Source organism: Corallococcus caeni (genome assembly GCF_036245865.1).
Taxonomy (GTDB): Bacteria; Myxococcota; Myxococcia; order Myxococcales; family Myxococcaceae; genus Corallococcus; species Corallococcus caeni.
On sequence record NZ_BTTW01000009.1, the window covers coordinates 203,523 to 229,752 of the forward strand.

The 26,230-nt window shown below is 71.2% G+C and carries 20 protein-coding genes; 7 read left to right on the top strand and 13 right to left on the bottom strand.

Annotated elements, in window-relative coordinates; genetic code table 11:
- A complete protein-coding gene (locus tag AABA78_RS32045) occupies positions 1-1,437 on the bottom strand; it encodes an MATE family efflux transporter (protein WP_338269038.1) in 1,437 nt (478 codons plus the stop codon).
- Positions 1,438-1,659: 222 nt separating this feature from the next.
- On the opposite strand from AABA78_RS32045, the gene AABA78_RS32050 reads away from it, so the two are divergent.
- Positions 1,660-2,715, top strand: coding sequence for a DapH/DapD/GlmU-related protein (locus tag AABA78_RS32050; RefSeq protein ID WP_171416500.1), 1,056 nt, complete (start codon positions 1,660-1,662; stop codon positions 2,713-2,715).
- Positions 2,716-2,760: 45 nt separating this feature from the next.
- Positions 2,761-3,141, top strand: a complete 381-nt coding sequence (locus AABA78_RS32055) for a hypothetical protein (protein ID WP_338269040.1) — start codon at positions 2,761-2,763, stop codon at positions 3,139-3,141.
- Here the strand turns inward: AABA78_RS32055 and AABA78_RS32060 are convergent.
- From AABA78_RS32060 to AABA78_RS32075, 4 genes are read right to left on the bottom strand one after another with little or no spacing between them, the layout of a single operon-like run.
- Positions 3,138-4,286: a Rieske 2Fe-2S domain-containing protein gene (locus AABA78_RS32060; protein WP_338269042.1), complete on the bottom strand. Its 1,149-nt coding sequence runs from the start codon at positions 4,284-4,286 to the stop codon at positions 3,138-3,140. The genes AABA78_RS32055 and AABA78_RS32060 overlap by 4 nt on opposite strands.
- Positions 4,283-5,926 carry a GH3 family acyl-acid amido synthetase gene (locus tag AABA78_RS32065; protein WP_370469497.1) on the bottom strand — a complete coding sequence of 548 codons (1,644 nt, stop codon included), beginning with the start codon at positions 5,924-5,926 and terminating at the stop codon, positions 4,283-4,285. Before AABA78_RS32065 ends, AABA78_RS32060 begins: the two co-directional genes overlap by 4 nt.
- Positions 5,927-5,945: 19 nt before the next feature.
- Positions 5,946-6,707 (bottom strand): hypothetical protein, encoded by a 762-nt coding sequence (locus AABA78_RS32070; RefSeq protein WP_338269045.1) that lies wholly within the window; start codon positions 6,705-6,707, stop codon positions 5,946-5,948.
- A 4-nt stretch (positions 6,708-6,711) separates the two neighbouring features.
- The gene (locus AABA78_RS32075; RefSeq protein WP_338269047.1) at positions 6,712-9,558 is read right to left on the bottom strand and encodes an FG-GAP-like repeat-containing protein; all 2,847 of its coding nucleotides are present in this window, start codon (positions 9,556-9,558) and stop codon (positions 6,712-6,714) included.
- Positions 9,559-9,663: 105 nt separating this feature from the next.
- Here AABA78_RS32075 and AABA78_RS32080 point away from each other — a divergent pair, with 105 nt between their 5' ends.
- Both AABA78_RS32080 and AABA78_RS32085 read left to right on the top strand, forming a co-directional pair.
- Positions 9,664-10,587, top strand: a complete 924-nt coding sequence (locus tag AABA78_RS32080; RefSeq protein ID WP_338269048.1) for a fatty acid desaturase family protein — start codon at positions 9,664-9,666, stop codon at positions 10,585-10,587.
- Positions 10,587-11,213 (top strand): hypothetical protein, encoded by a 627-nt coding sequence (locus tag AABA78_RS32085; RefSeq protein ID WP_338269050.1) that lies wholly within the window; start codon positions 10,587-10,589, stop codon positions 11,211-11,213. The genes AABA78_RS32080 and AABA78_RS32085 overlap by 1 nt, the downstream gene beginning before the upstream one ends.
- On the opposite strand, the gene AABA78_RS32090 is transcribed toward AABA78_RS32085, so the two are convergent.
- The 5 genes from AABA78_RS32090 to AABA78_RS32110 form a co-directional block, all read right to left on the bottom strand.
- Positions 11,214-12,443: an imm11 family protein gene (locus AABA78_RS32090; protein ID WP_338269051.1), complete on the bottom strand. Its 1,230-nt coding sequence runs from the start codon at positions 12,441-12,443 to the stop codon at positions 11,214-11,216.
- A 12-nt stretch (positions 12,444-12,455) separates the two neighbouring features.
- Entirely contained in the window at positions 12,456-13,781 is a 1,326-nt protein-coding gene (locus AABA78_RS32095; protein WP_338269053.1) for an AHH domain-containing protein, read from the bottom strand.
- 12 nt (positions 13,782-13,793) lie between these two features.
- The gene (locus AABA78_RS32100) at positions 13,794-14,192 is read right to left on the bottom strand and encodes an STAS/SEC14 domain-containing protein (RefSeq protein ID WP_171416475.1); all 399 of its coding nucleotides are present in this window, start codon (positions 14,190-14,192) and stop codon (positions 13,794-13,796) included.
- 84 nt (positions 14,193-14,276) lie between these two features.
- Positions 14,277-14,768 (bottom strand): CinA family protein, encoded by a 492-nt coding sequence (locus AABA78_RS32105; protein ID WP_338269056.1) that lies wholly within the window; start codon positions 14,766-14,768, stop codon positions 14,277-14,279.
- On the bottom strand, positions 14,765-15,874 hold the full coding sequence (locus AABA78_RS32110; protein WP_338269057.1) for a GRAS family protein: 1,110 nt from the start codon (positions 15,872-15,874) through the stop codon (positions 14,765-14,767). Before AABA78_RS32110 ends, AABA78_RS32105 begins: the two co-directional genes overlap by 4 nt.
- A gap of 413 nt (positions 15,875-16,287) precedes the next feature.
- Between AABA78_RS32110 and AABA78_RS32115 the strand changes: the two genes are divergently transcribed.
- The 3 genes from AABA78_RS32115 (at position 16,288) to AABA78_RS32125 (ending at position 21,018) form a co-directional block, all read left to right on the top strand.
- Complete coding sequence (locus AABA78_RS32115; RefSeq protein ID WP_338269059.1) at positions 16,288-19,071, top strand: TonB-dependent receptor domain-containing protein; 2,784 nt, start codon at positions 16,288-16,290, stop codon at positions 19,069-19,071.
- 1 nt (position 19,072) lies between these two features.
- Positions 19,073-20,353, top strand: coding sequence for a hypothetical protein (locus AABA78_RS32120; RefSeq protein ID WP_338269060.1), 1,281 nt, complete (start codon positions 19,073-19,075; stop codon positions 20,351-20,353).
- 143 nt (positions 20,354-20,496) lie between these two features.
- Entirely contained in the window at positions 20,497-21,018 is a 522-nt protein-coding gene (locus AABA78_RS32125) for a hypothetical protein (RefSeq protein WP_338269061.1), read from the top strand.
- On the opposite strand, the gene AABA78_RS32130 is transcribed toward AABA78_RS32125, so the two are convergent.
- The 3 genes from AABA78_RS32130 to AABA78_RS32140 are packed head-to-tail and all read right to left on the bottom strand — an operon-like array spanning position 20,987 to position 26,220.
- On the bottom strand, positions 20,987-22,297 hold the full coding sequence (locus tag AABA78_RS32130) for a sensor histidine kinase (RefSeq protein ID WP_370469498.1): 1,311 nt from the start codon (positions 22,295-22,297) through the stop codon (positions 20,987-20,989). The genes AABA78_RS32125 and AABA78_RS32130 overlap by 32 nt on opposite strands.
- Before the next feature lie 53 nt (positions 22,298-22,350).
- A complete protein-coding gene (locus tag AABA78_RS32135; protein WP_338269065.1) occupies positions 22,351-23,769 on the bottom strand; it encodes a sigma-54-dependent transcriptional regulator in 1,419 nt (472 codons plus the stop codon).
- A gap of 30 nt (positions 23,770-23,799) precedes the next feature.
- A complete protein-coding gene (locus AABA78_RS32140) occupies positions 23,800-26,220 on the bottom strand; it encodes an ABC transporter permease (protein ID WP_338269066.1) in 2,421 nt (806 codons plus the stop codon).
- Between the last annotated feature and the right edge of the window lie 10 nt (positions 26,221-26,230).

The following is a 26,230-nucleotide window of genomic DNA, read 5'->3' on the forward strand; positions in this document are numbered from 1 at the left end:
TCACACCACGCGCGTCTTCCAGCGCCCGCGCCGGAACAGGACGATGCCCAGCACGGACATCGCCGCGAAGGCCGCCGGCACCGCGAGGTACGCGCCCACCGGGCCCAGGCCCAGCGGCTTCGCCAGCACCCACGCCAGGGGCAGCTCCAGCGCCCAGAGGCACCCCAGGTCGATGAGCGTGGGCGTCCGCGTGTCCCCCGCGCCGTTGAACGCGGAGGTGATGACCATGCCGTACGCGGCGGAGAAGAAGCTCAGGCTGAAGACGCGCAGCGCCGTCGCGCCCTCCTCCACCACCGCGGGGTCCGTCGTGAAGAGCCCCAGCAGCGGATGCGCGAAGACGAAGAACAGCACCCCGATGGTGCCCAGCACCATCAGGTTGTACCGGCCCGCGAGCCACACCGCCTTCGCGCCCCGGTCCGGGTCCCCCGCGCCCATGCTCTGTCCCAACAGCGTGGCCGCCGCGTTGCCCAGGCCCCACGCGGGCATCAGTGCGAACATCACGATGCGGATGGCGATGGTGTAGCCCGCGAGCGCCGTGCTGCCGAACGACGCCACGATGCGCACCAGCACCACCCAACTGGACGTGCTCACCAGCGCCTGCACCATGCCCGCGCCCGACAGCCGCAGCATCGCGAGCATCGTCGCGGGCTCCAGCGCCACGTGCTCGCGACGCACCTGGAGCCGGCCGTTCGAACGGATCAACCGGTAGAGCTGGTACACCACGCCCGCGCTGCGGCCCAGCGTGGTGGCCCATGCCGCGCCCACCACGCCCATCTCCGGGAACGGCCCCAAGCCGAAGATGAGACACGGCGCGAGCAGGATGTTGAGCCCGTTGGCCAGCATCAGCACGCGCATCGCGATGGCCGCGTCGCCCGCGCCCCGGAAGATGGCGTTGATGAGGAAGAGCAGCAGGATGCTCACCACGCCGCCCATCATCACGCGCGTGTAGCCCACGCCGTGCTCCAGCACCCACGGCGAGCCACCGAGCGCCGCCAGGATGGGCCGGGCGAAGACGATGCCCGTTACGGCCAGCACCGCGGAGATGACCACGCCCAGGCCAATGGCCTGCACCGCCGTGCGCCCCGCCCGCTCGGTGTCCTTCTCTCCAATGCGGCGGGCCACCATCGCCGTGGCGCCGATGCTCAGGCCCATGCCCGCGGCGTAGATGATGACGAGGATGGACTCGGTGAGGCCCACCGTGGCCACCGCCTCCGCGCCCAACCGGCCGACGAAGGCGACGTCCACCACGGCGAACACCGACTCCATGCACATCTCCAGCACCATGGGCACGGCGAGCAGGAAGATGGCCCGCCCGAGCGGCAGCCGCGTCAGGTCCTGTTCCGTGCCGTGCAGGGCCTCCTTCACCAGCGTCCAGACGCCCTTGTCCACGGGCGCGGGGACCTGGGCGTTCCGGTCCGCCAGGGGTGTCTCTTCCACGGGGTGAGGCCTTTCGAGAGCGAGGGAACTTCCTACCGCGAAACGCCCGCACGTGGCGCCCAGCGACGCGGCTTCCTACGCACCCTGCCACCCACTCCTGACATCTGAAGGTGCGGCACCCACCCCCGCCAGGGCAGCGTGCGAGCGTTGGCTGCCGGACGACGCGTCGCGCCCCGGGACAACATGCCCTTCCAGAACCCGGGAGTAGCTTGCTGCATCCCGATGAGTCCCTCACCCGCGACCGCTTCCCTCCTGCCCACCGCGGTAGGTCCTCATTTCACCCTGGCCTCGTCCGCGCGACTGCTGGGCACCACGCAAGTGGGGCCCGGGGCCATCATCTCGCGGGGCGCCGTGGTGCGCTCGGTGGGCGGCTCCGTGACGTTGGGGGCCTTCTCCACGCTGCGCGAGGACGCGGTGGTGGTGGGCACCCCTGAGCGCCCCACCTCCATCGGAGAGAAGACCGTGCTCGGTCCTCGCTCGCTCGTGATGGGCGCACGCGTGGGGTCGCTGTGCGACATCGGCGACGGCGCCATCCTCATGCCCGGCGTGACGTTGGGTGACCGGTGCCTGGTGGGTGAGGGCACGGTGCTGCCGCCCGGCATGGTGGTGCCGGATCAATCCGTGGTGCTGGGCCGGCCGGGGCAGGTCTTGCGGATGCTCTCCGCGGAGGACCTGGCCCACCTGCAGCAGCGCCGGGGCGGTGACCTGTCATTGCCCTCCGCTCCATTGACTTCCTTCTCCGCGCGCGACCGCGCCGAGGACGCCCCCATGGGACAGCTGTACGCCTTCCGCGACCGTCACCCCTTCGTCCACCCCACCGCCACCCTCTTCTCCTCCGCGGAGGTGTCCGGCGACGTGGTCATCGGCGCGGGGGCCATCATCGGCGCGGGGGTGAAGATCACCGGCGACCTGAACGGCCCGGTGCGCATTGGCGCGCGGGTGCAGATCCTGGAGAACACGGTGCTGCACCTTCAGCCAGACACCATGCTGGTGCTGGACGAGGGCGTGGTGGTGGGCCCGGGCTGCGTGCTGCACGCGTGCAACCTGGGCGCGGGCACGGTGGTGGAGCCCGGCGCCATCCTCTGCGAGGGCAGCCACCTGGGGAAGGGCTGCCACGTGGGCGCCGGCAGCCTGGTGAAGGCGCGCGCGGTGTTCCCGGACTACGCGCTGGTGGAGGGCTTCCCCGCGACGCAGGTGGGCACGCGCACGTCACCGCCGGAGCCGCCGCGCTGGGTGCTGCGGCCGGAGGACCTGCCGGGCCTGCGGCGCATGGGGTGAGCTGGGTTTGCGTTGGCCGGAGGCCGTGGGGCATGGTCCCCGGCCATGGATCCGGTCAACTCAATCATCGAGATCGCAGGCCCGCTGCTGCTGGGGCTGGCCAGTGGTGCGCTCTTCCGGAAGTTCGTGTACCCGCGCGTCCTCGCGCGGCTGGGGGCCCTGGCCTCGTGGGTGACCTCTCCCGCCAACACGTGGGTGCTGGTGGGGCACCTCTGCATCGCGCTGGGCGTGGCGGCGGCGTGCCATGCGTCCAATTCCGTCGCGACGCTGATGTGGCTGCATGAGCACCTGCCCGCGCCGCCCTTCGCGCTCACGCAGGAGTTGCTCCACGGGTTCTTCCTGGGGGCGACCTTCTTCTCCGGGTACTACCTGGCGATGTTTCCCTCCTCGGGCTCCGAGGAGGAGCAGGCCTCCGGCACGGTCTAGACCCAGAAGACCACGTCGCGCTCCGCGTCCTCGGGGCCGGGGCCGTGCGCTCCTTCGCGCAGCCAGCGGCGGTAGGCCTCGATGTCCGCGTGGTGCAGGTCCGCCTCCGTGCCGGAGTACACGCCGCCACCGGGGCCGTCCGTCAGTCCCTGGCGCTGCGTCTCCATGATGACGACGTCCTGCTGGATGACCTGCCGCGTGTACCAGCGCACCAGCGGTGTCAGCGCGCGGCCCACCCACGCGCCCGGCACGTCCACCGGCAGCCGGTAGCTGATGGCCGTGTACACGAGCGTGTCCGTGGCCCCGATGGGCGTGCACTGCGAGTTGATGGCGAAGCCGCTGTCGCCCCACTGGTAGTCCACGCGCGTGACGTTGGGGACGATGAACTCATCCGTGTGCACGAGCGGCAGGCCGCGCGGGTTGAACAGGCGTCCCAGGCCCGTGAGCGCGTCCTCCTCCTGGTGGTAGGTCATCCGCACGCGGCCCGCGTGGCGCTTCACCGTGGAGGGGACGCGTTTGCGCGTGGGATTGCGGAACCAGCCCCGGTGCACGAAGGACGTGTGCGGCACGTCCATGAAGTTCTCCACCAGGTTCGTCACGCCGTTCGCGAAGCGCGTCACCATGAAGTAGACGGTCCAGCCGCGCTCGCCCCAGTAGGGGACGCGGAAGGGTTCGGCGCGGGCCTGTGTCACGTCCGCGCCCAGGTAAACATAGACAAGCCCGTCCTGCTCTCGCGTGGGGAAGCGCGCGAGCCGTCCCAGGTCGCAGGGTGCGGGCTTGAGCCCTTCGTGCGCGCAGGCGTGCGCGTCCAGCTTCTCTCCACGCTGGGGCGGGCCCAGCGCGGGGATCTCCACCACCGCACCGGACGCGTCGTAGACCCAGCCGTGATACGGGCAGCCGAGCCGTCCGTCGAACACGTCGCCCTTGGACAGACGCGCGTTGCGGTGGAGGCAGCGGTCACGCAGCGCGGTGGGAGCGCCGTCCGGTCCCCGGAAGAGGACGAGCCCCGTTCCGAACACGGTGCGCGCGAGGGGGCGGTTCGCGGGCAACTCCGTGGAGAGGCAGGCCACGTACCAGAAGTCCTTCAGCGCGCCGCAGCGGGTGAGGTCGGCCTCGGCGTCCAGGTCCACGGTGCGCACCGTCATGACGTTCCTCTTGCGAACCATTCCGTCCAGCCGGGTTGGCGGTGCAGGTCCATGGGCTTGATGTCCCCCGCGCGCTGACCAAGCTGGATGCACCGGGCCTCGTAGCGCCGTGCGCCTTGTCTCACACGCACCGCGCGCACGGGACCGAGCTGTCCCAGCTCCCGTGCGTAGCGGTAGTGGTGTCCTTCACACAGCAGACGCTCCACGTTCGCGGCGATGGTGTCGGACGGCTGATCCTTCTCAAGGAACAACCGGTAGGCCGGCGGTGTCCCCCACTCCGGCGCGAGCATGGCGAAGGCAGGACGCGTAGGGCCCAGCACGGCGTCCAGCACCGTGCCCACTCGGGCGGCGGAGAGCTTTTCACCGACGAGGTCGGATACCGCGTCCGCTCGGCCGAGGAACCGCAGGCAGGGCGTCGCGTGCACGAAGCCTTCCACTCGGACGAGATCCCCCAGCCGGTAGCGCAGCAGCCCACCGGACGTGGAGAGGAGTACCGCGTAGGTGCGGCCCGCCGTCAGCTCCTGTGCCAGGAGTGGCCGTGTGTCGGGATGCTCCGGATCCATGAACTCGACGAAGTGGCTTCGGACCGCGAGCACGGGGGCTGGTGCTTCAAAGAGGGGCACCGTGATGACGCCCTCCGTGGCGAGCAGGCCCTTGCCCTGGACCTCGACTCCCGGGAAGCGGCGGCATGCGCCGGCCACCGCGTGCGCGGCCTGGGCGTCCGTCCACATGCTCAAGAGCGCGAGCCCCGGCCACAGCGTGCGAGCAGAGGGCAGGCCTTCTCGCAAGACGGCGCGCAGCACCTGGGCCCGCGGTGTGTCCCGCACGCCCTGGAGCCCCTGCACGAGCTTCGTCCAGGCGGGGTCGCTGCCCACGGGCGTGCCATCCGCATCCTGGTCGGGGGGCCGCAGCGTGCCGCGCTCCAGATCCTCCGCGAGCCGTTCGCCGTGCCGCTCCAGTGCGTCCATCAGCAGCGTGAGGAAGCTGGGATTCCAGACGCTGATCAGCGACAGGTTCGAGCACCGCGCGAGGAACCACAGCGTCACGTAACGGCAAGGCTCGACGTGCGGCGCCTGTCCCACCGAGCCCGGCACAGCGAAGACGCGCGAGAGCAGCGGCTGCAACGGACGCGGGAACCACGCGCTGTCCTCCGCCGAGCCCACCGGGATGCCTCCCGCAGTCCGGTGCTGCCTCCGTCCCAGCGGAGAGATGGACCAGTAACTGGGGCCCTCGCGCACCGCGGGGCGGCGCAGGAACACCTCGTGCAGCATGGGCGCGAGCGCTCGCTGGAACTCGCGCAGCAGCCCGCGTGTCACCGGCACCCGCTTGGACGCGCCGGAGGAACCACCGGACAGCTCGAAGCGCAGTACGGGCTCGCGGGTGAGGACGTGTGCTTCTCCTCGCGCGATGCGCTCCACGTCTTCCGCCACCGTGTCCGGCGTGGACACCGGCACCGCGTCCTGGAACTCCCGCGCCGTGCGGATGCGCCCGAAGTGGGCCACGCGGTTCGCCTGGGCCGTGTCCTCCACGGCGCGGAGGATGCGCGTGAGGCATTCCGTCTGCGCGGCCTCCGGCTCCCGCAGCGCATGACGGAAGCGCAGTGCGGAGGGCGTCAGCGCCGCCATCGTCGCGCTCAGCATCCCGTGCGAAGTCAGCACCTCACGTCCCCACGCGGATCCGCGAGGCATCTCGCTCACGGCGGGACCAGCGGCGCAGCTGCCCCCAGACGCTTCGCGCCAGCGCCCTGGCCAGGTCCCAGCCGCGGATCTCCACCAGGCACACCAGCTCCTCGCCCTCGGCGTGACCGGGGTTGCGTTCGGCGAAGTAGGCGATGTGTGGATGGGCCGCCGCGTCGCGGTCGATGGGCGAGACGCCATCCCGCACCCGGTAGTGCTCGCCGTCGAAGCACAGCGTGCCCTTCGCCGCGTCGTACTGCGTGCCGAACCACCGCGTCGCCAGTCCCCGCAGGAACTCCGAGCGCCCCTCCGGCGGCGTCCAGTCGCGTCGCGGATGCGTGCGCGGGAAGTAGTTCACCGCCAGCAGGTACGTCTTGTATCCGCCCGACAGCAGCAGCCAGTACAGCGGCCTCCACGGACGTCTCAGCTTGCGCGCGAGCAACAACCTCCCGAACACCACCTGCAACGTCTTGTGTCCCCACCAGTCCGGGTGGATGACCGTGTCGCCCGAGTACAGCACCTCCACCCCGTCCTCCTCCGCCACCCGCACCGTGCTGAAGCCCACCAACTCCCTCGTGCGCCGGGCGTGCAGCAGGAACACCCACTGCTTCGCGTCCAGGTCCGCGTGGAAGCGCTCCGCGCTCACGCCCACGTAACAGCACTGCATCAGCGCCAACATCCGGGCCCGAGTGCCGGCGTCCAGCTCCTCGCGCCGCACCGTGGTGCCCTTCATCGCGGAGAGCATCGCCTCAGGGCCCTCCCCGCAGCGCCGTGGGCGCGGGAGGCTGGCGCACCTCCTGGTAGCGGTCCGCCTCCAACATCACCTCCTGTGGCTCCGCGCCATACCAGTGGATGACCGCCTTCACCGGCCCCGCGTGACGGCCCAGGCCGAAGTGCAGCCTCGGATCCGCCGACGCGGAGAAGCCTCCCATCAGCCCCACCTCGCGCACCTGCTCCACACGCTGGCCGTTGTCCTCGTAGGACACCACCACGCGCGTGCCCACCGCGCTCCGGTGCGTGCGCTGACCGTCGCCCACCAGCGACAGCCCCACGAAGTGCGCGTCCGGCTTCACGTCCGTGGCGCTGGCTCGCAGCGTGTTGCGGTACAGCGACAGCGGCGCGTGCTGATTCGTGATGAGCACGTCCAGGTCGCCGTCGTCATCCAGGTCCGCCATCAACACGCCTCGCGAGTTGTCCGGCGCCTCGATGCCCACCTCCCTCGCCACGTCCACGAAGTGGCCCGGGCGCGCGTCGCCCAGGTTGAGGTACACGCGGCGTGCCTCGTTCGGATAGAGCACGCGGCCCCGGATGTCGCCCCACTTGTCCGCGTACGTGTGCACCTCGGGGCCGGACTGCATCAGCTTGTGGTTCACGTACCAGTAGTCGTTGCGCTGTCCCTCCGGGATGCGCCACTGCGGCGCGTCCAGGCGCGCGTCCACCATGCCGTTGGCCTGCACCAGGTCCGGCCACCCGTCGTCGTCCAGGTCCCCCGCCGCCGCGCCCCAGCCGAAGCGGCGCTCGTTCAGCGCGCCCCGGAAGGTGGCCTCGTCCTTGAAGCGGGGAACGAACGCGTCCTCGCCCGGCCCCACCATCCACAGGAGGCTGCCCTCCGCCTGGAGCGAGTGGTGCACGTTGGACACGTACACGTCCAACCAGCCGTTGCGGTCGAAGTCCGCCACGCTCGCGTTCATGCCCTTGTACGTGTCGCGGCCAATCTCCCCGAAGCGCTGGCCCACGAGGTGGCGGAAGTGCCGACCTCCCTCGTTCAGGTAGATGTCGTCCGGTCCGAAGTCGTTGGCCACGTACAGGTCCGTCCACCCGTCGTGGTTCAGGTCCACCGTGCTCACCGCGAGCGACCAGTGCGTCTCCTTCAGACCCAGCGCCTCCACGTCCTGCTTCTCGAACGTGCCGTCCCCGCGTCCCCGGTAGAGCGCGTTGCGCCCGCCGTTGTTCGCGTCGTGCCAGCCGTCGTGCATGAAGCGCAGCATGCGGCGGTCGCCTGCGTACTCCGGTGCGGGGAGCTGGAAGAGGTTGAGCGGCGGCGGGTCCGGGTAGTCCGGCAGGTGCGTCGTCATGGCGTTGAGCACCAGCAGGTCCAGGTGCCCGTCGCGGTCGTAATCCAGGAACGTGAGCCCCAGGCTCACCGCGTGGTCCGTCACGCCCGCCGCTTGCGTCACGTCCTCGAAGCCCGCCGTGCCCGTCTCGCGCAGCGTGTTGCGCAGCAGGCGCACCGGCCCGAAGGCCACCGCCACCGCGAGGTCCAGGTCCCCGTCCCCATCCCAGTCCACGAACGTCCCGCCGCCCGCCAGGCCCTCTTCCTTGTAGCGGGTGGCGAAGCGCTCCAGCGCGGGCACGGGGACGCGCTCGAAGCGCAGGCCGCCCAGGTTGCGGTAGAGGCCCGCGTGGTGCTCCGGCGTGCCCAGCGGGTGCGTGAGGAACAGGTCCAGCTTGCCGTCCCCATCGAAGTCCCCGGTGGCCACCGCGTCTCCCACCGCGACCAGCCACTTGGCGACGTGGGCCACGCGCGGATCCAGCTCCTCCAGCGTGTGCCCCATCCGGGAGTCCAGGCCCGCCTGCTTCAGGTCCTGCGCATCCAGGTGGAACGCGAGCGGCGCCGAGCGCTCCCCCTGCGCCGCCGACACCGAGTAGCCCGTGGCCAGCACCGCCCCCAGCCCTCCCACCACGCCCACGCGCTTGAGCATGTCCGGGGCCAGGAGCTGGCGCAGCGCCGCGCCCCGCGTGCGCCACAGCTCACGCGCGTGCATGAACACGAAGCGGCAGGTGGCCACGGTGAGCGCCGCGTAGAAGAACGTGTAGACGCTCTCCTTCAGGTGCAGCACCAGGTCCACGCAGGTGATGGCCAGCGCGACCCCCACCTGCGCCTTGCGCGTCCCCGGTGACGTGGCGGGGTCCGTGAGCATGTAGAAGACGAAGATGAAGAACGATGGCGCCCCCAGCGTGCCCAGGAACAGCACCTCCGGCGGCAGGTGGTGGCGGAGGATGAACGCGCGCAGCGCCGTCTGGAGCGCGTAGAAGGACAGGAAGCTCACCACCAGCCAGCCGCGCCCCACGCGGAAGAAGAACAGCACCAGCGCCGCCATCACGATGAAGGCCGACAGTGCGACCTCCCCGTTGGCCCACTGGTACGCGGGCGCGGCGGTGATGAGTTCGCGCGTGGTGAGCAGCGACACGGCCACCGCGAACATCGACGGGTTGAAGACGTGCCGCCCCTGGAAGGTCAGCACGTACTTGGAGCCGATGGCCAGCCACACCGGCAGCCACAGGAGCGTGCTCGCGTGCGAGTAGTTCAAGAGCAGCGCCAGCGAGCAGCACGAGATGTACGCGGAGAGCGGCAGCTCCTTGCGCCGCTTGAGCACCCAGCCCAGGGCCGCGTCCAGCAGCGTGCCGGAGACGACCAGGAAGGCCATCTGCCCGGGGCTGCGGTTGAAGCCGAAGAAGGTGAAGCCCAGCACGCCGTAGAGCGTGAGCAGCGCCGCGAAGGGCAGCCTCGGGTCGTTCCAGCGGGGAAACACCCAGCCGCCCCACTCCACTCGCGTGCCCGCGAGGGCCTGCGGCGTCGGCACATCCACACTCATGATTGACCGTCCCGGTGCACGCGCGGAGCGTGCCGTGCCCGTCTCCGGGTGTCCAATCCCTCGGGGGCTTGCGTCCAGCGGCCATGCGTGGAGTCCTGGCGCCCGATGTCCTCTTCCCTGCCTCGCCGCGCGGCGGTGCCTCGCGAGCTGCTCGTTCCGGCCACGCCTTCAGGCCTGCTGCGCCTGGCGGCCGCCGAATGGGCGGGGATGGCCTTGGGATGGGCGGTCATGGCGTGGGCTCCTCCGGTGCTCGCGCCGCTGGCGGTGCTCGTCGTCGCGGGACGGCTGCATGCGCTGGGCGTCCTGCTTCATGACGCGGTCCACCTGCCTTCGCGAAGACGCGAATGGCGACTGTGTCTGCTGGAGGCCGTCGCGGGCTACCCGGTCGCGTCCACGCTGGCGGCGATGCGCTACCACCATCTTCGACACCACCGCGATGCGGGCCTGCCGTCGGATCCCTACCGCAAGCCTCCGGACGGCGGCTGGCTGCGCACGGCGTGGCGATGGCTGCTGCTCGTGGGCGTGATTCCCGGTTGGGTGCTGCGCGGGCCCGTGGGGCTGTGTGCGTGGGTGCTGCCTTCGCTGCGCACGGCGTATGCGCGCGTGTTCCTGCAGGACCGCTCTGGACGCGTGCTCACGCGGGACGCGGAGGTGGCGGCGTGTGCCCGGGCGGAGAGTGGGCAGGTGCTGTTCCACCTGGGCGTGCTGGCGCTGGCGGCGCGGTGGCCTTCCGCGGTGCTGTGGGGGTACGCGGTGCCCTTGCTGGTGGCGTCGGGGTTCAACGCGTACCGGTTGCTCGCGGAGCACACCGCCGCGCCGGTGCAGGGACGAACCCTGGAAGATGTGTTCGCGTGCACGCGTGACCACGGGCTGGGATGGCTGGGGTGGTTGGGATTGGCGCCCCGATACGTGGGGCTGCACGTGGTGCACCACCTGCATCCGCAGGTGTCCCTTACGCACCTGCCCCGGCTTCGCGCGTGGTACGTCGAGCGCTTCCCCCTCCACTATCCCCGGCCTCGTTCCTACTGATGCTCTCTTCGTCGACGCGGGTGTTGCTGGGGGTGGCGTTGCTGGCGTGCGCGAGCGCGGCGGTGATGTTCCGGCGCCGGCAGAACGCGCAGGGCGGCCGGGGTGGGCGCATCTCCGGGCCGAAGCTGGCGTGGCTGCTGTACGCGGTGTTCCTCTGGTTCCTGGTGTGCCCGCTGGTGGCGCTGGATGCGTCCGTGCCGGTGGAGGCGCGCATCGTGCTGGGGGCCTTCGCGGTGTCCATGTGGCTGCGCGGCGCCGCGGAGCTCTACATGCTCTATGTGTCGCGCAACTGGCGGCCGCCGTATGGCGTGGGCCATGACCTGGGGTGCATCGCGCTGGTGGGGGCGGGGCTCGTGTACACCGGGGAGAAGTGGGCCGGGGTGCTCGATGGGCGCGACGTGTGGTCGCTGGCGCTGGTGGGGTTGGTGCTGGTGACGCTGGTGGTGGAGGTGGCCTACGCGGCGCTGTTCCATCAGGCCGTGGAGGGACGCACCACCGGCGAGGACGGCGTGTGGTTCGCGGACGCGGAGCAGGCGCGGTTCCGCCGCATCAACCGGCTGACGCTGGCGCTCAACGTGCCGCTGTATGTGGCGCTGGCGGTGTGGCTGGTGTTCGGGATGCGGTGATCAGACCACGGACTGGCGCCAGGCGCGGGACAGGTGGCCGGGGTGGGACTGGTTGAAGCGGTGGAGCAGTTCTTCCCGGCCGTGCTCCAGCAGGTACGTGAGCTCCCGGGGCATGAGCGTCTTCACGGTGACCAGCCGGACCTGTCCGTCCGGCATGGTGAAGTGGGTGGGGAGCGTGGGTGTGTCCATGCCCAGGAGCACGGCGACGCGGCCGTCTTTCGTCAGGAGGGGTTCGGGCATGTGCTCTCCGCCCACTTCCATGGAGAGGATGCCGGTCCTCGCGGGTTCGCGCAGGTGTTCGTGGCCCACGAGCTCGTTGGCGATGCGCTCCAGCAGCGTCACGGGCCATCTGGCTTGGTCTTCGTCGGTTTCGAGTGCGAGCTCCAGACCAAAGCCTACGGAGGGCTCCACGGCCTCCACGAAGAAGTCGGAGAGGCCGTCTGTCACGAAGAGCGTGCGTCCCTCGGGGCGGTGGATGACGCGCCAGACCTGCCGCTTCGCGGGCCAGCCACCTCCGACGACGATGGGGAGGATGGCTTTCTCATCCAACGTGCCCAGGGTGCGCCAGAACGCGGTGCGGGCCGTTTCGGTCCGGTCGTAGAGCGCCTTGAGCTTGCGGTTGTGTTCGCGCTGCTCGGGGCTGACAGGACTGGGGCCCGTGACTTCCTCGAACCTCATCCCCGTGACTCCAGCACGCTCCACCGCATCTTTGATGTCCTCAGAGACGATGAGCGCAACGGTCCATCCCCAGGGTCGAAAGACCTTGGCATCGCCGACCTTCGCCGGATCGATGCGCATGCGGGAGACAGCCCGATACGTTCCCACCTTGTCGGGTTGTCCATCTTCCGGATGCCAGAACTGAACCTCTCCGGAGCGCTCATCATCGATACATCGGATGTTCCGTGTCGCGACGAGGATGAAGTACGGCTCAATCTGTCCCTCGACCTCGACAGGAATGACCTGCACGTCATCCGGTGCCAGTTCGCTGAAGATGTTCGCGACCCGCCGGTGAACAACAGGGGCTCCCCCCACGCTCGTCGTCGCGTAATCCAGGAGCGCGCCTGGATGAGAGATGGGAATCCTGAGGTGCTCCTTGATCTGGACAGGACATCCATCCGCGAACTGCCAGATGTCGTCGATCTCCTGTCCCTGGGAGTTCGTCGCCTCGCCTGGCAGCCAGCGATCCTGGATGTCCATGTCGTCCAGCAGCTCGAAGTACCGCATCGTCATCGGCTCCATCCGTCAATTGCGAACAACCCAGCCATGAAGGTCTGTGCCCTGCCGCAGAATTTCCCGTCCCAGGTTTTGGAGCTCCCTCGTCAGGGCGCTTCGACATTGGGCGATGCTCTGACATCTTCCCAGGGCCGTCTTCAATCTCTTGAGGATGGCCTCATGGTACTCCCGAGGATGTGGGCCTTGATGGCCGGGAACACGGACGGTGTTCACCTCGTCATCCAGGGACATCCCCGCACGGTCGAAGAGTTCCTGAAACCTGGGTGACCAGGGGCCACCATCGCGCGTCGCTTCCCACCACTTGTTCGTGGCGATGTGATGCACGTGAACTTCAACAGGCGCTGGGACATTGGGCCCCTTCGCGGACATCGCCACCGCGTTGGGCGCCAGTGCGATCGTCACTTCACCGCTCGCGGACACCGCGACCGCGGAGACTTCCGCCGCTGCCACCAGCCGGAAGCCTCCCTGCTCCGCGCCCACCAGCGCGGCCTGCGCCGAACCCGGCAGCGTCGCGACCCTTGTCGCAAACGTCTGCGCCGTGCTCCCCAGCGCCGCCATCGCCAGCATCACGAAGGCCCGTGCCGCCTGCTTGCCCATCACCTCGCCGTACTTCTCTCCCGCGTCACGAATGCCGTCGAGCGTCCGCGCGTCCTTCACCTCCGCGGCCAGCACCTTCCAGCCCTGGATGAGGCTCCACACCGTGTCCCAGCCCAGGTACGCAATCAGCGCCACCGTCAGCGTCGCCGCGACGCCCTTCGTCAGCAGCGGCTCCGGCACCAGCCACAGCGTGAAGTACACCGCTCCCGTCGTCGCCAGCAGCGTCACCATCGCCTCTGGGTCCACCATCCCCTCCAAGGCTTCGGCCGTCTCCTCCCACACCGAGTCCAACGCGATGCGGAAGGCCAGCGTCCGCCTGCCCTCCTCATCCAGCGTCAGGCTCCTCTCCAACAGGTGCAGGCAGTCCCCGGATAGCCGCTTGCGCACGCACCAGCGCCCGTAGGCAGCCTCCAGCTCCGTGCCACCCTGCGACACGCGGACGCGGCCCTGCCTCGGGTCGACCACGGACACGATGCCCAGCGAGGCCCGCGGACGCTCCGCTCCGGGACTCAACAACCGCAGCGCTTCCCTCCTGGGTTGCACGGACACCGGCGCACCTCGCGCCAGCGTCCGCACCGCCTCCTCGAAGGTGTCTCCGTCCAGCGCCACGGGCCTTGTGTCCGTGCGCGGTGTGTACTCACGCGCCCGGCCTTCTCCCGTGTCCAACCTCAGCGTCCGTGACGTCGCGCAGCCCGTCACGAACAGCGCCCACAGCACGCACAGCCAGCGCGCTGGCATGTCCGTGTCCGCTCAGCTCTGCAGCGCCACTCCCAGCTCCGCGTCCCCGTGCTTCAGCCAGGTCCTTGCCGCGGACTCCTGCCAGAAGCGGCGGAGGATCTTGTCCGTCCCGCTCCCGGAGGCCACCCGGTTCAATTGCAACGCGACGATCTGGTTCTGCACCAACTCCGCCACCCGCGTCACGCCGGAGCGCAGCCCGTACTCCTGCACCCGCTTGATGAGATCCGCCGCCTCCGGCGACGCCGGCCGGAACGTGCGCAGGTCCGCTTCGATCTTGATGGGCTGCCCCGCTACCTCATCCGTCGCGGCGCGCAGGTCCACCACGAAACGCTCCATCTCCTCCAGCCGGATGTAGCCCTCCAGCGCGAAGCTCACGATGGATTCCGCTCGGTCCACGTCGATTCGATACATCGAGGCCCCCTTCGTGAGACTGCGTCGACCCTTCTCTCCCATCCGGCGTCCACGTGCCAACGTCCCGAGGGATGAGTCCCCTATTCAGGACTCCACGCCCAGCTGCTCCAAAAGGAGGGTCAACCCGCGCGCCGCCGCCTGCTGCCGCACCTGCCGCCGGTCCCCTCCAAACCGGTGACGCTCCACCACCGCCGCCCTCCCCCGCCGCTGCACCGCGATGAACACCAGCCCCACCGGCTTCGCCTCCGTCCCGCCCCCGGGCCCCGCGATGCCCGTCTCCGCCACCGCCCAGTCCGCCCACGAGCGCTCCAGCGCCCCCGCAGCCATCGCCGCCACCGCCTCCGCGCTCACCGACCCGTGCGCCTGCAACAGCGCCAGCGGCACCCCCAGCTGCTCACCCTTCGACTCGTTCGAGTACGGCACGAACCCGCGCTCCACCACCGCCGACGCCCCCGGCACCTCCGTCAGCGCCGCGGCCATCACCCCGCCCGTGCACGCCTCCGCCAACACCAACCGCACCCCCGCCTCCCGGCACCTCCCAATCACTTTCGGCGCCACCGCCTCCAGTTCGCTCACGCGCCCTCCCCGGGCACCGCCGCCAGCACCGACACCAGCACGTCCCCCCGGAAGGTGATGCCCACCGTGCCCTCCTCCAAATACAGCCCCACCGCCGGGTGCACGTCCCCCGGGCACACCGACTCCAGCCCGCCTCGCGACGTGAAGCCCGCGCGCCGCAACCGCTCCCACCAGGCCGTGGCCGGCTCATGGCGCTCGCACCGCTCCGACTCGTTCACCGTGCCCACGATGTCGTCCACCTCCCGGCCGAAGAACCGCTTGATGGCGCGCCGCTCCGCGCCCGGCACCTCCAGCGTATCCAGCAACTGGAACACGCGGGAGAAGTGGTTCCACGCGTTGATCAACCGCTCACGCGCCGGGGCGCGGTGGTGGTCCACGTGGGGCTCGCACAGCACCACCCCCACCGGCCCCAGCGACGCCAGCCGCGAGAGCACCGCGTCGCGCGCCTCCACGCCCGACGTCTCCTTCTCCGCCACGTGGTGCAGCGCGAACGCCGCGTTCACCACCAGCGGCCGCTTCACGCCTCGCAGCGCCGCCCACGTCGCCGCGTCCAGGTCCTCCACCGGCGACTCCAGCTTCACGAACTCCAGCGACAGCCCCACCTCCTCCGCCACCGCGAGCACCGCGTCGCGCGCCTCCACCAGGCTCGTGCCGCTGGGGTCCACGCCCACCACCGTCAGGTGCCGGGGCAGCGCGCCCGCCTTCGCCAGCGCTCGCAGCAGGTTGCACTCCTGCCGCCCCTGCCCGATGCCCACGTCCAGCAGCGTCGCCTCCGCGTGCCCCCGCAGGAAGTCCGCGAGCAGCGCGTTCGCCACCGCGTCCGCCGCGGACGCCAGCGGCAGGTGCTTCATCAACCGCCGGAACAGCTCGATCTGCGGCGCGCCTCCGTCCACCTCCGAGGCCCGGTACGGATGCAGCGCCCCCGTCGCCCCCTCCAACCTGCGCGACAGCGCCGTGGCGAACACGGCGTAGTTCTCGTCTTCCGGAATGCGCTCCGCGTCCAGCAACCGGTAGAGCTCCGCCAGCGCCTCCACCGCCGCCAACGTTCGCGCTGACAACGCATGGTCCATCGCCCGGAGCAGCAGTTCGTCCTTCGGCGTGCGCATGCGCCCTCCCCGCGAAGCCGTGGCCGTGGCTTCCGCTCGACATGAAAAAGTGTAACGACCGCCCAGGTCGCGGCTCCAGTAGGCGGCACCGCGGGGACACATGGCCGTGCGCGTTCGCACAGCGCGCCCGCCCTCGGGGACGGACTGGCGCGACGCGAACTCCGTGGCAGGTGCACCCCGGGCCGATGCCATTCGTGGCTCCAGAACCCGTACACTGCCCGCGAGAAGGCACAGCCGGGAGGTTCCTCCCGGGTTGGATGGCATCCGCGAACCGACTTCCGATCCGGGCCGGTGAAGTCAGGGGCTCCCGGGTTGAAGCCATGAAGGCATGCGGTGTCCGCGATCAGACCGGAACCCTCCGGTGCTGGCGCGAGTGACAGTTTCGTGGGGGTCCGGTGTTGAAGCGCCCGCTCATGTCCTTCCCCCACGCGGTCCCCCTGGTGCTGGCCCTCGCGCTGCTGTCCGGCGCGACCGCCCGCGCGCAGGGCGTCCCCTCCGCCACCAGCGAGCCTCGCGCCGTGGAGGTGGACGTCCACGCCACCGACGCGGGCCAGGCCCTCTCCGCCGAGGACGCCGCGCGCCTGGGCCTCTCCGCCGACGCGGGTGACACGACGCTCGTGCCTCCCAGCCTCACCGCCGACGCGCCCGCCGCGTGGCCCGAAGGGCTGGAGGGCACGCCGGGCGAGGTGGAGCTGGAGCTGCTGGTGGACGTGGAGGGCCGCGTCGCGGAAGCGAAGGTGGTGCGCGCCGCCGCCGAGCCGCGCCTCACCGACGCGGCGCTCGCCGCCGCCCCGGGCCTGCGCTTCACCCCGGCCACGCTGGGCAGCACCCCCGTGGCGGTGCGCCTGCCGTTCGTCTACCGCTTCACGCCGCCCGTGCAGGTCCCCGCCTCCACCACGCGCCTCACCGGCGAGGTGCGCGCACGCGGCACGCGCCGGCCCCTCACCGACGCGGCCCTCTTCCTGGACGGCGCGCCCCAGCCCGCCGCCACCACGGACGCGCAGGGCCGCTTCGCGCTGGACGTGACGCCGGGCGCGCACACGCTGGAGGTCCGCGCGCCGGGCCACGCGACGACGGCGTTCGCGGAGACGCTGGCGCAAGGCCAGACGCTCCAGGTCGTCTACCGGCTCCAGCCGCGCGAGGTGAACCCCTACGAGACCGTGGTGCGCGACGAGCGCCCGCGCACGGAGGTCACCCGCATCAGCCTGCACGAGCAGGAGCTCCGCGAGGTGCCCGGCACGCTGGGTGACCCGTTCCGGGTGGTGATGCTGATGCCGGGCGTGGGCAGCCTCGCGTCAGGCATCAGCTACCCGGTGGTGCGCGGCAGCCAGCCCGCGGCCACGGGCTTCTTCCTGGACGGCGTGCGCATCCCGATGCTGTACCACCTGCTGCTCGGGCCCGCGGTGGTGCACCCGGACTTCATCGACACCGTGGACTTCTATCCGGGCTCGCCGCCGGTTCAGTACGGCCGCGTGCTGGGCGGCGCGGTGGAGGGGCGCATCAGCCGTCCTCGCGAGGACCGGCTGCACTTCACCGCGTACGCGGACCTGCTCAACGCGGGCGGCTTCATCGAGCAGCCCTTCGAGTCCACCGGCACCAGCGTCACCCTGGCGGGCCGCTTCAGCTACTCCGCGCTGCTCATCTCGCTGGCGGCCAATGCCTTCCAGAGCGAGGAGGCGGAGCAGCTGCGGGCAGGCTTCTGGGACTACCAGGCGCGCATCGAGCAGAAGGTGGGCCAGGGCCGCCTGCGCCTGTTCGCGCTGGGCAGCTCCGACGACGTGGGCATCTCACCGGAGCTGCGCGAGGGAGCGAACGGGGGCGGCGTCGTGTCGCGCTTCCACCGCATCGACCTGCGCGGCACGCACCCCGTGGCGGAGGGCGAGGGCGAGGTCGGCGTCACGCTGGGCTGGGACGGCCTGGGCCTCAACGGGGAGCGGACGCGGACCACCCCCGGAGGCGCCTTCACCCGCGAGAACGTGGGCGAGTACGGGCTGAGCCAGGTGAGCGTCGCCGCGCGCGCGGCATGGCGCCGCGCGCTCACGTCCTCGCTCGACCTGGCCGTGGGCGCGGACGTGGAGCACCGCCGGTCCGCCACCACGCTCACCGGCACCGCGCGGCCCCCGGGCTGGCGTCCCTCCGACGACGCGGATCCGCTCAAGCGGCCCAGCGCGCTGGCCACCTTCTCCGGCGCGTATGCGTCCGCCACGTGGAAGCCCTCGGGCACCTGGGTGGTGACGCCGGGCCTGCGCGTGGACGCGTACCACCTGGTGCCGGGCATGACCTTCACCGCGGTGGAGCCGCGCCTGTCCGTGCGCCACACGCTGACGGACACCCTCACGCTCAAGGGCGGCGCGGGCCTGTACCACCAGCCGCCCACCGTGCTCGTGCACGTGCCCGCCATCGACACCGCGAGCCTGCGCTACGGCCTCCAGTCCGGCGCGCAGTTCGACGTGGGCGCGGAGTGGAAGGCCTTCGAGGGGCTGGAGTTGAGCGCGGATGCGTACTTCAACCCGCTGTCCCGCGCCGTGGAGTTCGACCTGGTGGACGTGGCGGAGAACCGTCGGCGCCGGGGAAACCTGGGCGAGGACCCCGCCACCACCGGCTACGCCTACGGCTTCGACCTGATGGCGCGCCACCCGCTGGGCCGCCACTGGTTCGGCTGGGTGTCCTACAGCTTCCTGCAGAGCAAGCGGAAGGCGCGCTTCGCCCGCGTCGGAGACGACAACCGGGTGGTGGAGAGGGTGGAGGGCACGCTGCCCTTCGCCTTCGAGCAGGCGCACAGCCTCAACGCCGCGCTCAGCTACAAGTTCGGCGACAGCTGGACGGTGGGCACGGTGGTGCACTTCAACACCGGCCGTCCGGAGACGGGGCAGATCACCTCCCAGACGCAGCGCGGGGTGATCCTCGACGACGGCTCGAATGGATGGGTGCGGCAGGACTTGGACCGCACGGAGCGGCTGGCGCCGTTCTTCCGCGTGGACGCGCGCATCGCGAAGGCGTGGGCCTACCAGGACTTCTTGTTGGAGGCGTCGCTCGACGTGCTCAACCTCTCCGCGCAGCAGGAGGTGGTGGCCTACGAGTACCGCTTCGAGGGCGGCGACTACGAGGGCTCCCCCCACAAGGACGTCCGCCCCGTGCGCTCCCCCGTCCGCATCCCCGTCATCCTCCCCCTCTTCGGCCTCAAGGCGACCTACTGACATGCGACGCGCACTCGTCACCTCCCTGGGACTCCTGGCCTTCGCCACCGCGGGCTGCGAGCGCCATCCCGAAGACCCCATCTTCGCGTACGGCCGCGCGCTCCACCGTGACGGCACACCGCGCTCCGGCGAGACGCTGACGCTGGAGCGGCTGGACGAAGACGCCTTCGCGCCGCTCGCCACCGCCACCACGGAGGCCTCGGGCGACTTCACCCTGGAGATGCTGTACGGGGACACCGTGAAGGATGAGCTGTACTTCAGCACCCTCCACCGGCTGCGGTTGGCGCTGCCCCTGGAGGCGGACGGCAGCGGGACCTTCCTCACGTTCACCCTGCAGGACGACGTGGAGCTGCCCACGCTGAAGCCGTGGGACGCGCACCCGGTGGTGGGCACCCGCGACCAGGGCCCCACCGTGGCCTTCCCGCCCGCGCCCCCCGCGCCTCCCCTGCCGGAGACGGCGGACACGCTGGAATTGCAGGACGGGGACACCGGCGAGTTCGTGCCCATCCTGCCCAGCGAACCGGAACCCCTGCTGTGGGTCACGTCCGGCGGCGAGCTGCTCTGGCGGCAGAAGGGCACGGAGTCCCCGTGGGTGCCGGGGCCCTACGTGATGGAGGACTTCGCCAGTCCCCGCGTCCAGCTGCGCGCCGCCAGTGCGGGTTCGTGGCTGTTCGAGCCCCTGGGCGGCGAGTCCAGCTCCGTCAACTTCCGGCTGGAGTGGCGCACCGGCGCGGAGCCGCTGCCCCCCGGAACGCTGCGCCCCATCAGCCGCGGCGCGACGTGCGAGCCGTCCTTCGCGGATGTCTGTCCATGGACGGATGGCCTGCTCACCCCGGTGGACTTCTGGGAGAAGGAGACCGACCCCCGGTACCACAGCGTCGTCATCACCCTGCCCCAGCCGACCCTGCCCCGCCGCGCGGTGGTGCGCGGGCTGAGCTACCCGCATGGCTGGGGTGGCAAGGATTGGCTCGTCCTGGAGGGCAGTATGGATGGCGAGCAATGGCAATCCCTGGCGCGCGTCACGCTGCGGGACCTGAGCCGGCTGGAGCTGTCCCTGCTCGATGCGCGGTTCGGCTTCTTCACGGAGCCGCTCGGGGGAGAGTCTCCCTATGGGGATGGGCCCATCCGCCTGGGCGCCCAGGAGCCGGTCTTCCAGGACGTGCCCCTCTCCGGCACGGCGCCCGTGCGCTTCGTGCGGCTGTCCGTGGAATCCCTTATCTACGACGGCACCTCCCCACCCGCTGAGTTCTATACCCTCTCCGAGGTGTCCATCTTTGAATAGTCTTTGCGGGAGCCAATCCAACCCATGGAGATTGCTTGGGTGGGATGGAGCACGGGAGTTCTTCCCAATCGAATAAATCAAGAAATAAAGGGCGAACCGTTCTTCTCGTGTAGCTCCGCTCATTCGTGCCCGAGGAGGGCCCCATGATTGCGCTGACCTGGACGTATGGGCAGCTCCTCAAGGGACTGACGGAGCGGGTGCGCCGGGTGTTCCTGGTGCAGGTGCTCATCCTGGCGCCGGCCTTCGGGGTGCTGGAGCTGAACCCATCAGGTCCTTCGCGCCAGGGGCTGTCGCTGACACGCCTGGCCCTGTGGGGCTGCGCGGTGGGAGTGTTGTGGGCGCTGCACCGGTATGCCCTGGGGGGCACCCGGGTGGCTTCGTGGCAGCGCGTATTGTGGGTGACGGCGCTGTGCTGGCTGGGCCAGTGGCTGGGCGGCTTCGTCACGGAGGAGGCGCTGCCCGGCTCGCTCCAGCAGTGGCACGGGGCGCGGTGGATCCACGTGGGGTTCAGCGTGCTGTTCTTCTGGGCGGCGACCGCGCTGCTCTACCGGCTGGCCGCGCCGGTCCCCGAACCGGACGTCGTTCCCGCCGCTCCTGACGCCGCGCCCCCACCGCCGTCCGGCAAGAAGGGCTTCACGCGCGCGGAGCGTCCAGCGGGAGCCTGAGCCTCGCCCGGCAGCCCCGGCCGTCGGTGCGGTTCTCCAGGCGCAGGCTGCCGCCGTGGGCTTCGGCGATCTGCCGGCTGAGCGCCAGGCCGATGCCATTGCCCTGGGGCTTGGTGGTGAAGAAGGGCACGAAGAGGTTCGCGGTGTCGGCGAGGCCCGGGCCTTCGTCCTCCACCCAGACCTCCACGGCGCCGGGCGCGTGCACCGCCCAGGAAACCCAGACACCGCCCGTGCCCCCTTCCGACAGGACCGCGTCCACGGCGTTGCGCACCAGGTTGATGAGCAGTTGTTCCAGTTGGTCCGCGTCTCCGGACACGGTGAGGACGGGGCCGGGGCGCACGGCGACTGCACGGCGCGGCTCCAGCTCCGCCACGCGCCGCACCCAGGGCTCCACCTCGACGGCCCCCAGGGTGGGCGGGGGCAGGCGCGCGAGCCGGGCGTGGGCGGACATGAAGCGCGACAGGGCTTCCGCGCGGCGGGCGATGATGCCCAGGCCGTGACGGGTGTCCTCCTCCCAGTCCGCGGGGCGCGGCACCTGGGCGACGGTGTCCCGGAGGGCGTCCGCGATGGACTGGATGGGGGTGAGGGAGTTGTTGATCTCGTGGCTGAGCACGCGGACCAGCCGGCGCCAGGCTTCGCGTTCCTCCTCGCGCAATGCCAGACGCAGGTCGGTGAGCACGACCAGTTGGTGGGGCTGGCCGCCCTCGCGGAAGGTGCCTCGCCACAGCTCGTAGGGGCCGCCGTCCTGCTGCGCGAAGACGCGCGTGAGGCGGCGGGGGGCGGGGCCCTCCAGCAGCTCACCCCAGCCGAGGGCCTCCGCGCGCTGGCCCAGGAGCTGTGCGCGCGGCAGGCCCACGAGCCGGGCGCCCGCGCGGTTCACCAGCTTGAGGGTGCCGGAGGCGTCGAAGGCGAGCACCGCGACGTCGATGGCCTCCATCACCTGGCCCAGCAGCGCGCCGGCCTCCAGCGCGCCCAGGCGCTGCTCGCGCAGGGTGTCGCCCAAGGCGTTGACCTCCAACATCACCTCACCCAGCGGGTCCCCCGCGCGTCCACCCCGGCCGCGCACGGAGTAGTCCCCTTCGCGCAGCGCCGCGAGAAGCCCCGCGACGGTGTGCAGGGGCCGCACGACGCGCTCGCGGACGGACAGACAGGCTCCGGCGTGGACGCCCACCACGAGCACGGACAGCGTCCAGCGCACCTTCGCGGTGAAGTCCCCCGTCCACAGCAGCGCGAGCGACACGACGACCGCGGGCAGCCCCGCGAGGACCGTGAGCCACATGACGCGCAGGTCGTGGGGCACGGGTGGCTTCTGTTCGCGCGCTTCGTCGCGGCTCACCGTGCGCCCTTGATGCCGTAGTACTGGAGGCGCCGGTAGAGCGCGCTGCGCGACAGGCCCAGCGCCTTCGCCGCTTCGCTCACGTTGCCGTCGTGCCGGCCGAGGGCGCGCTCAATCAGGTAGCGCTCCACCTCCTCCAGCGTCATCTCCTCCAGGCGCTTGGTTCCCCCGCTCGCGAGCCCTACCCTCTTGAGCAGCAGGTCCTCCGCCTCCACCCGGTCCCCCACCGCCATCAGCAGCGCGCGCTCCACCGCGTGCTCCAACTCGCGCACGTTGCCCGGCCAGGGATACGCGAGCAGCGCCTCCAGGGCTCCCGGCGCCAGATGGATGTGGGGACGGCCGTAGCGCTGGCCCTGCGCGGACAGGAAGTGCGCCGCGAGCAACGGGATGTCCTCGCGCCGCTCCCTCAAGGGCGGCAGCTGCACCTCCACCGTGTTGAGCCGGTAGAGCAGGTCCTCGCGGAAGCGTCCCTCCACCACCGCCTTGCCCAGGTCCACGTTCGTCGCGCTCACCACGCGCACGTCCACCCGCCGCGTCCGCGACGAGCCCACCGGGTGCAGCTCCCCCGTCTGGAGCACCCGCAGCAGCTTCGCCTGCTGCGCGAGCAGCATGTTTCCAATCTCATCCAGGAAGAGCGTGCCGCCGTCCGCCAGCTCGAAGCAGCCGATGCGGTCCGCCTTCGCGTCCGTGAAGGCGCCCTTCACGTGACCGAAGAGCTCGCTCTCGAAGACGCCCTCGGACAGACCGCCGGAGTTCACCGCCACGAAGGGGCGGTCCGCGCGCGGGCTGGCCGCGTGGAGCAGCCGCGCCACCACCTCCTTGCCCGTGCCGTGCTCTCCCGTCACCAGCACCGGCGCTGACGACGGCGCCACCCGCTCGATGAGCCTGCGCACCGGCTGCATCGCGCGCGACTCGCCCACCAACGGAGAGCGACCGCCCTGCTCGCGGCGCAGGTGCTGGTTCTCCTCCTCCAGGCGCCGGCCGCGTCGCAGCGCCCGGGACAGCTCCAGCTGCGTGCGCAGCGTGGCCAGCAGGCGCGTGTTGTCCCAGGGCTTCTGCACGTAGTCGCGCGCGCCCAGGCGCATGGCCTCCACCGCGCCCTCCACGCTGCCCCACGCCGTCATCACCACCACGGGCAGCAGGGCATCCCGCGCGCGCAGCTCGCCCAGCAGGTCCAGGCCCTCGCGCCCGGACGTCGTGTCGCGCGCGTAGTTGAGGTCCATCAACACCAGGTCCACGTCCTCCGCGTCCAGCGTGGCCTTCACGCCCGCGGGGGACTGCGCGCTCACCACCGTGTAGCCGTCGCGCTTGAGCAGCAGCCGCAACGCCTCCAGCACGTCCGGCTGGTCGTCGGCGACGAGGATGCGGGTGGGGCGAGGAGAGGAAGCGGCGGGTTCGGACACGGGGGACACCACGGAGCGGAACTGTGCCAGAAAGAGGGAACGTCAGTCGGCCCGGAGCGCGATGATGGGGTCCACGCGCGTCGCCCGTCGAGCCGGCAGCCACGACGCCCCCAGCGCCACCCCGGTGAGCAGTAGCGCGACCCCGCCGAACGTCCACGGATCGTCCACCGATACGCCATACAAGAGCGACCCCAGCAGCCGCGCCAGTCCCAATGACAGGCACAGCCCTACCGCCACGCCCGTGAGCGACAGCCGCAGGCCCTGCGCCAGCACCAGCCGCAGCACGTCCCCTCGCGCCGCGCCCAGCGCCATGCGGATGCCCAGCTCCCGCGTGCGCTGCGTCACCGAGAAGGCGATGACACCCGACAACCCCAGCGACGCGAGCAGCAACGCGACGCCCGCGAACAGGCCCATCACCAGCGCGGACAACCGCCGGGGCCCGGTGGCCTCGTCCATCCTCCGCGTGAGCGGGGACACGTCGAACAGCGGCAGGTCCGCGTCCACCGCGCGCACCTCCGCCTCCACCTGGGCGCGCAGCGCCTCCGGGTCCCCCGACTTCACGCGCACCGCCAGGCCCATGGACACGGACGGCAGCTGCGACAGGGCGTAGTACGCCGCCGGACGCGCGGGCACGTCCAGGCCCCACTCGCGCAGGTCGTCCACGATGCCCACCACCGTGGTCCATTGCATGTCCTGGCCGTGCAGCTTCACCCGCTGCCCCAGCGCGTCGCCCTGGGGCCAGAAGAGGTTCGCGAAGGAGCGGTTGATGACCACCGCCCACGGCGCTTCCGGCCCGTCCGCGTCCTCCAGCAGCCGGCCCTGCCGCAGGTTGACGCGCAACGCGCGCAGGTAGCCGGGCGTGACGGCCCGGAACTCCACCGCCTTCCACTGCTCGCCCGGCTGGCGTGGGCGCCCGTCGATGTCGAAGCTGTTGTCCGTGGAGCCTCCCAGCGGCAGCACGTTCGTGAGCCCCGCGGACTCCACGCCCGGCAGCACCTGGAGCCGGGACAGCAGGGCCTGCTGGAAGCCCGCCTGCTTCGCCCGGTCCGGGTACTGCACCCTGGGCAGCGCGAGCGCTCCGGTGAGCACGCCGTCGGACACGAAGCCCGCGTCCACGCGCTGGAGCGCGAGGAAGCTCTTCACGAACAGCCCCGCGCCCACCAGCAACACCAGCGCGAGCGACACCTGCGCCACCACCAGCGCCGCGCGCAGCCGGCCCGTGCGGTGGCTCCCCGTGGCGCGCGCGCCCTCGCGCATCGCCGCGTGCAGGTCCACGCGGCTGGCCTGGAGCGCGGGCACCAGCCCGAAGAGCACGCCCGTGAGCACCGACACCCCCAGGGTGAAGAGCACGGAGGCCACGTCCAGCTTCACGCCCTGCGCCCGAGGCAGGCTTTCGCCCACGGTGGCCACCAGCGCGTCCGTGCCCCACAGCGCCAGCAGCAGCCCCACCGCGCCCGCCACCAGCGCCAGCAGCAGGCTCTCCGTGAGGAACTGCGCCACCAGCCGCGCGCGGCCCGCGCCCAGCGCCGCGCGGATGGACACCTCCCGGCCCCGCGCCACCGCCCGCGCCAGCAGCAGGTTGGCCACGCTGGAGCACGCCACCAGCAGCACGAAGCCCACCGCGCCCCAGAGGAGCCACAGCGTCTCACGGACGCCACCCACCACCTGGTCCTCCAGCGACTTCACGCTCATGGACCAGCCCCACCGCTGGTACTGGTCCACCAGGTCCGGCGTGCGCGCGTTGCCCATGCGCACCAGGTCCGCGCGCACCGCGTCCAACGTCATCCCGGGCTTGAGCCGCGCCACCACGCTGAGGAAGCGGTTGCCGCGCCGGGACTCCTCCTGCTGCTGCGGCGTGGGCGCGAAGGGCAACACCGCCTCCATGTCCTCCGGGTAGATGCCGCCCGGTGGCAGCACCCCCACCACCGTGTGCGGCACCCCGTCCAGCCGCAGCGTGCGCCCCAGCACCTCCGGGTCCTTCGCGAAGTGCGTGCGCCACGCGGCGTCCGAGAGCACGACGACCTGCTCCTGGCCCGGCGTCTCCTCCTCCTGGGTGAAGCCCCGGCCCAGCACCGGCGCGACGCCCAGCGTGGGCAGGAAGGACGCCGTGGCGACGACGACGCGCAGGCGCCGGGGCGACTCCCCACCGGTGAGCGTCATGTCGTTGGGCCGGAAGGCCGCGAGCGACGTGAAGGCCTTCGTGTGCGTGACCATGTCCCGGTACTCCGGCACCGAGTTCGACACCTCCTTGAGGCCGAAGGCGTCGAAGTTCGGCGCCAGCAACACCAACCGCTCTGGCTGCGCGAACGGCGGTGGCGTGAGCAGCACGCCCTTCACCACGCTGAACACGGCGCTGTTCGCGCCGATGCCCAGCGCCAGCGTCAGCACCGCCACGGCCACGAAGCCGGGTGCGTTCTTCAGGGAGCGCCACGCGTAGCGCAGGTCGCCGAGCAGGTGTTCCATGGTCCGTGTT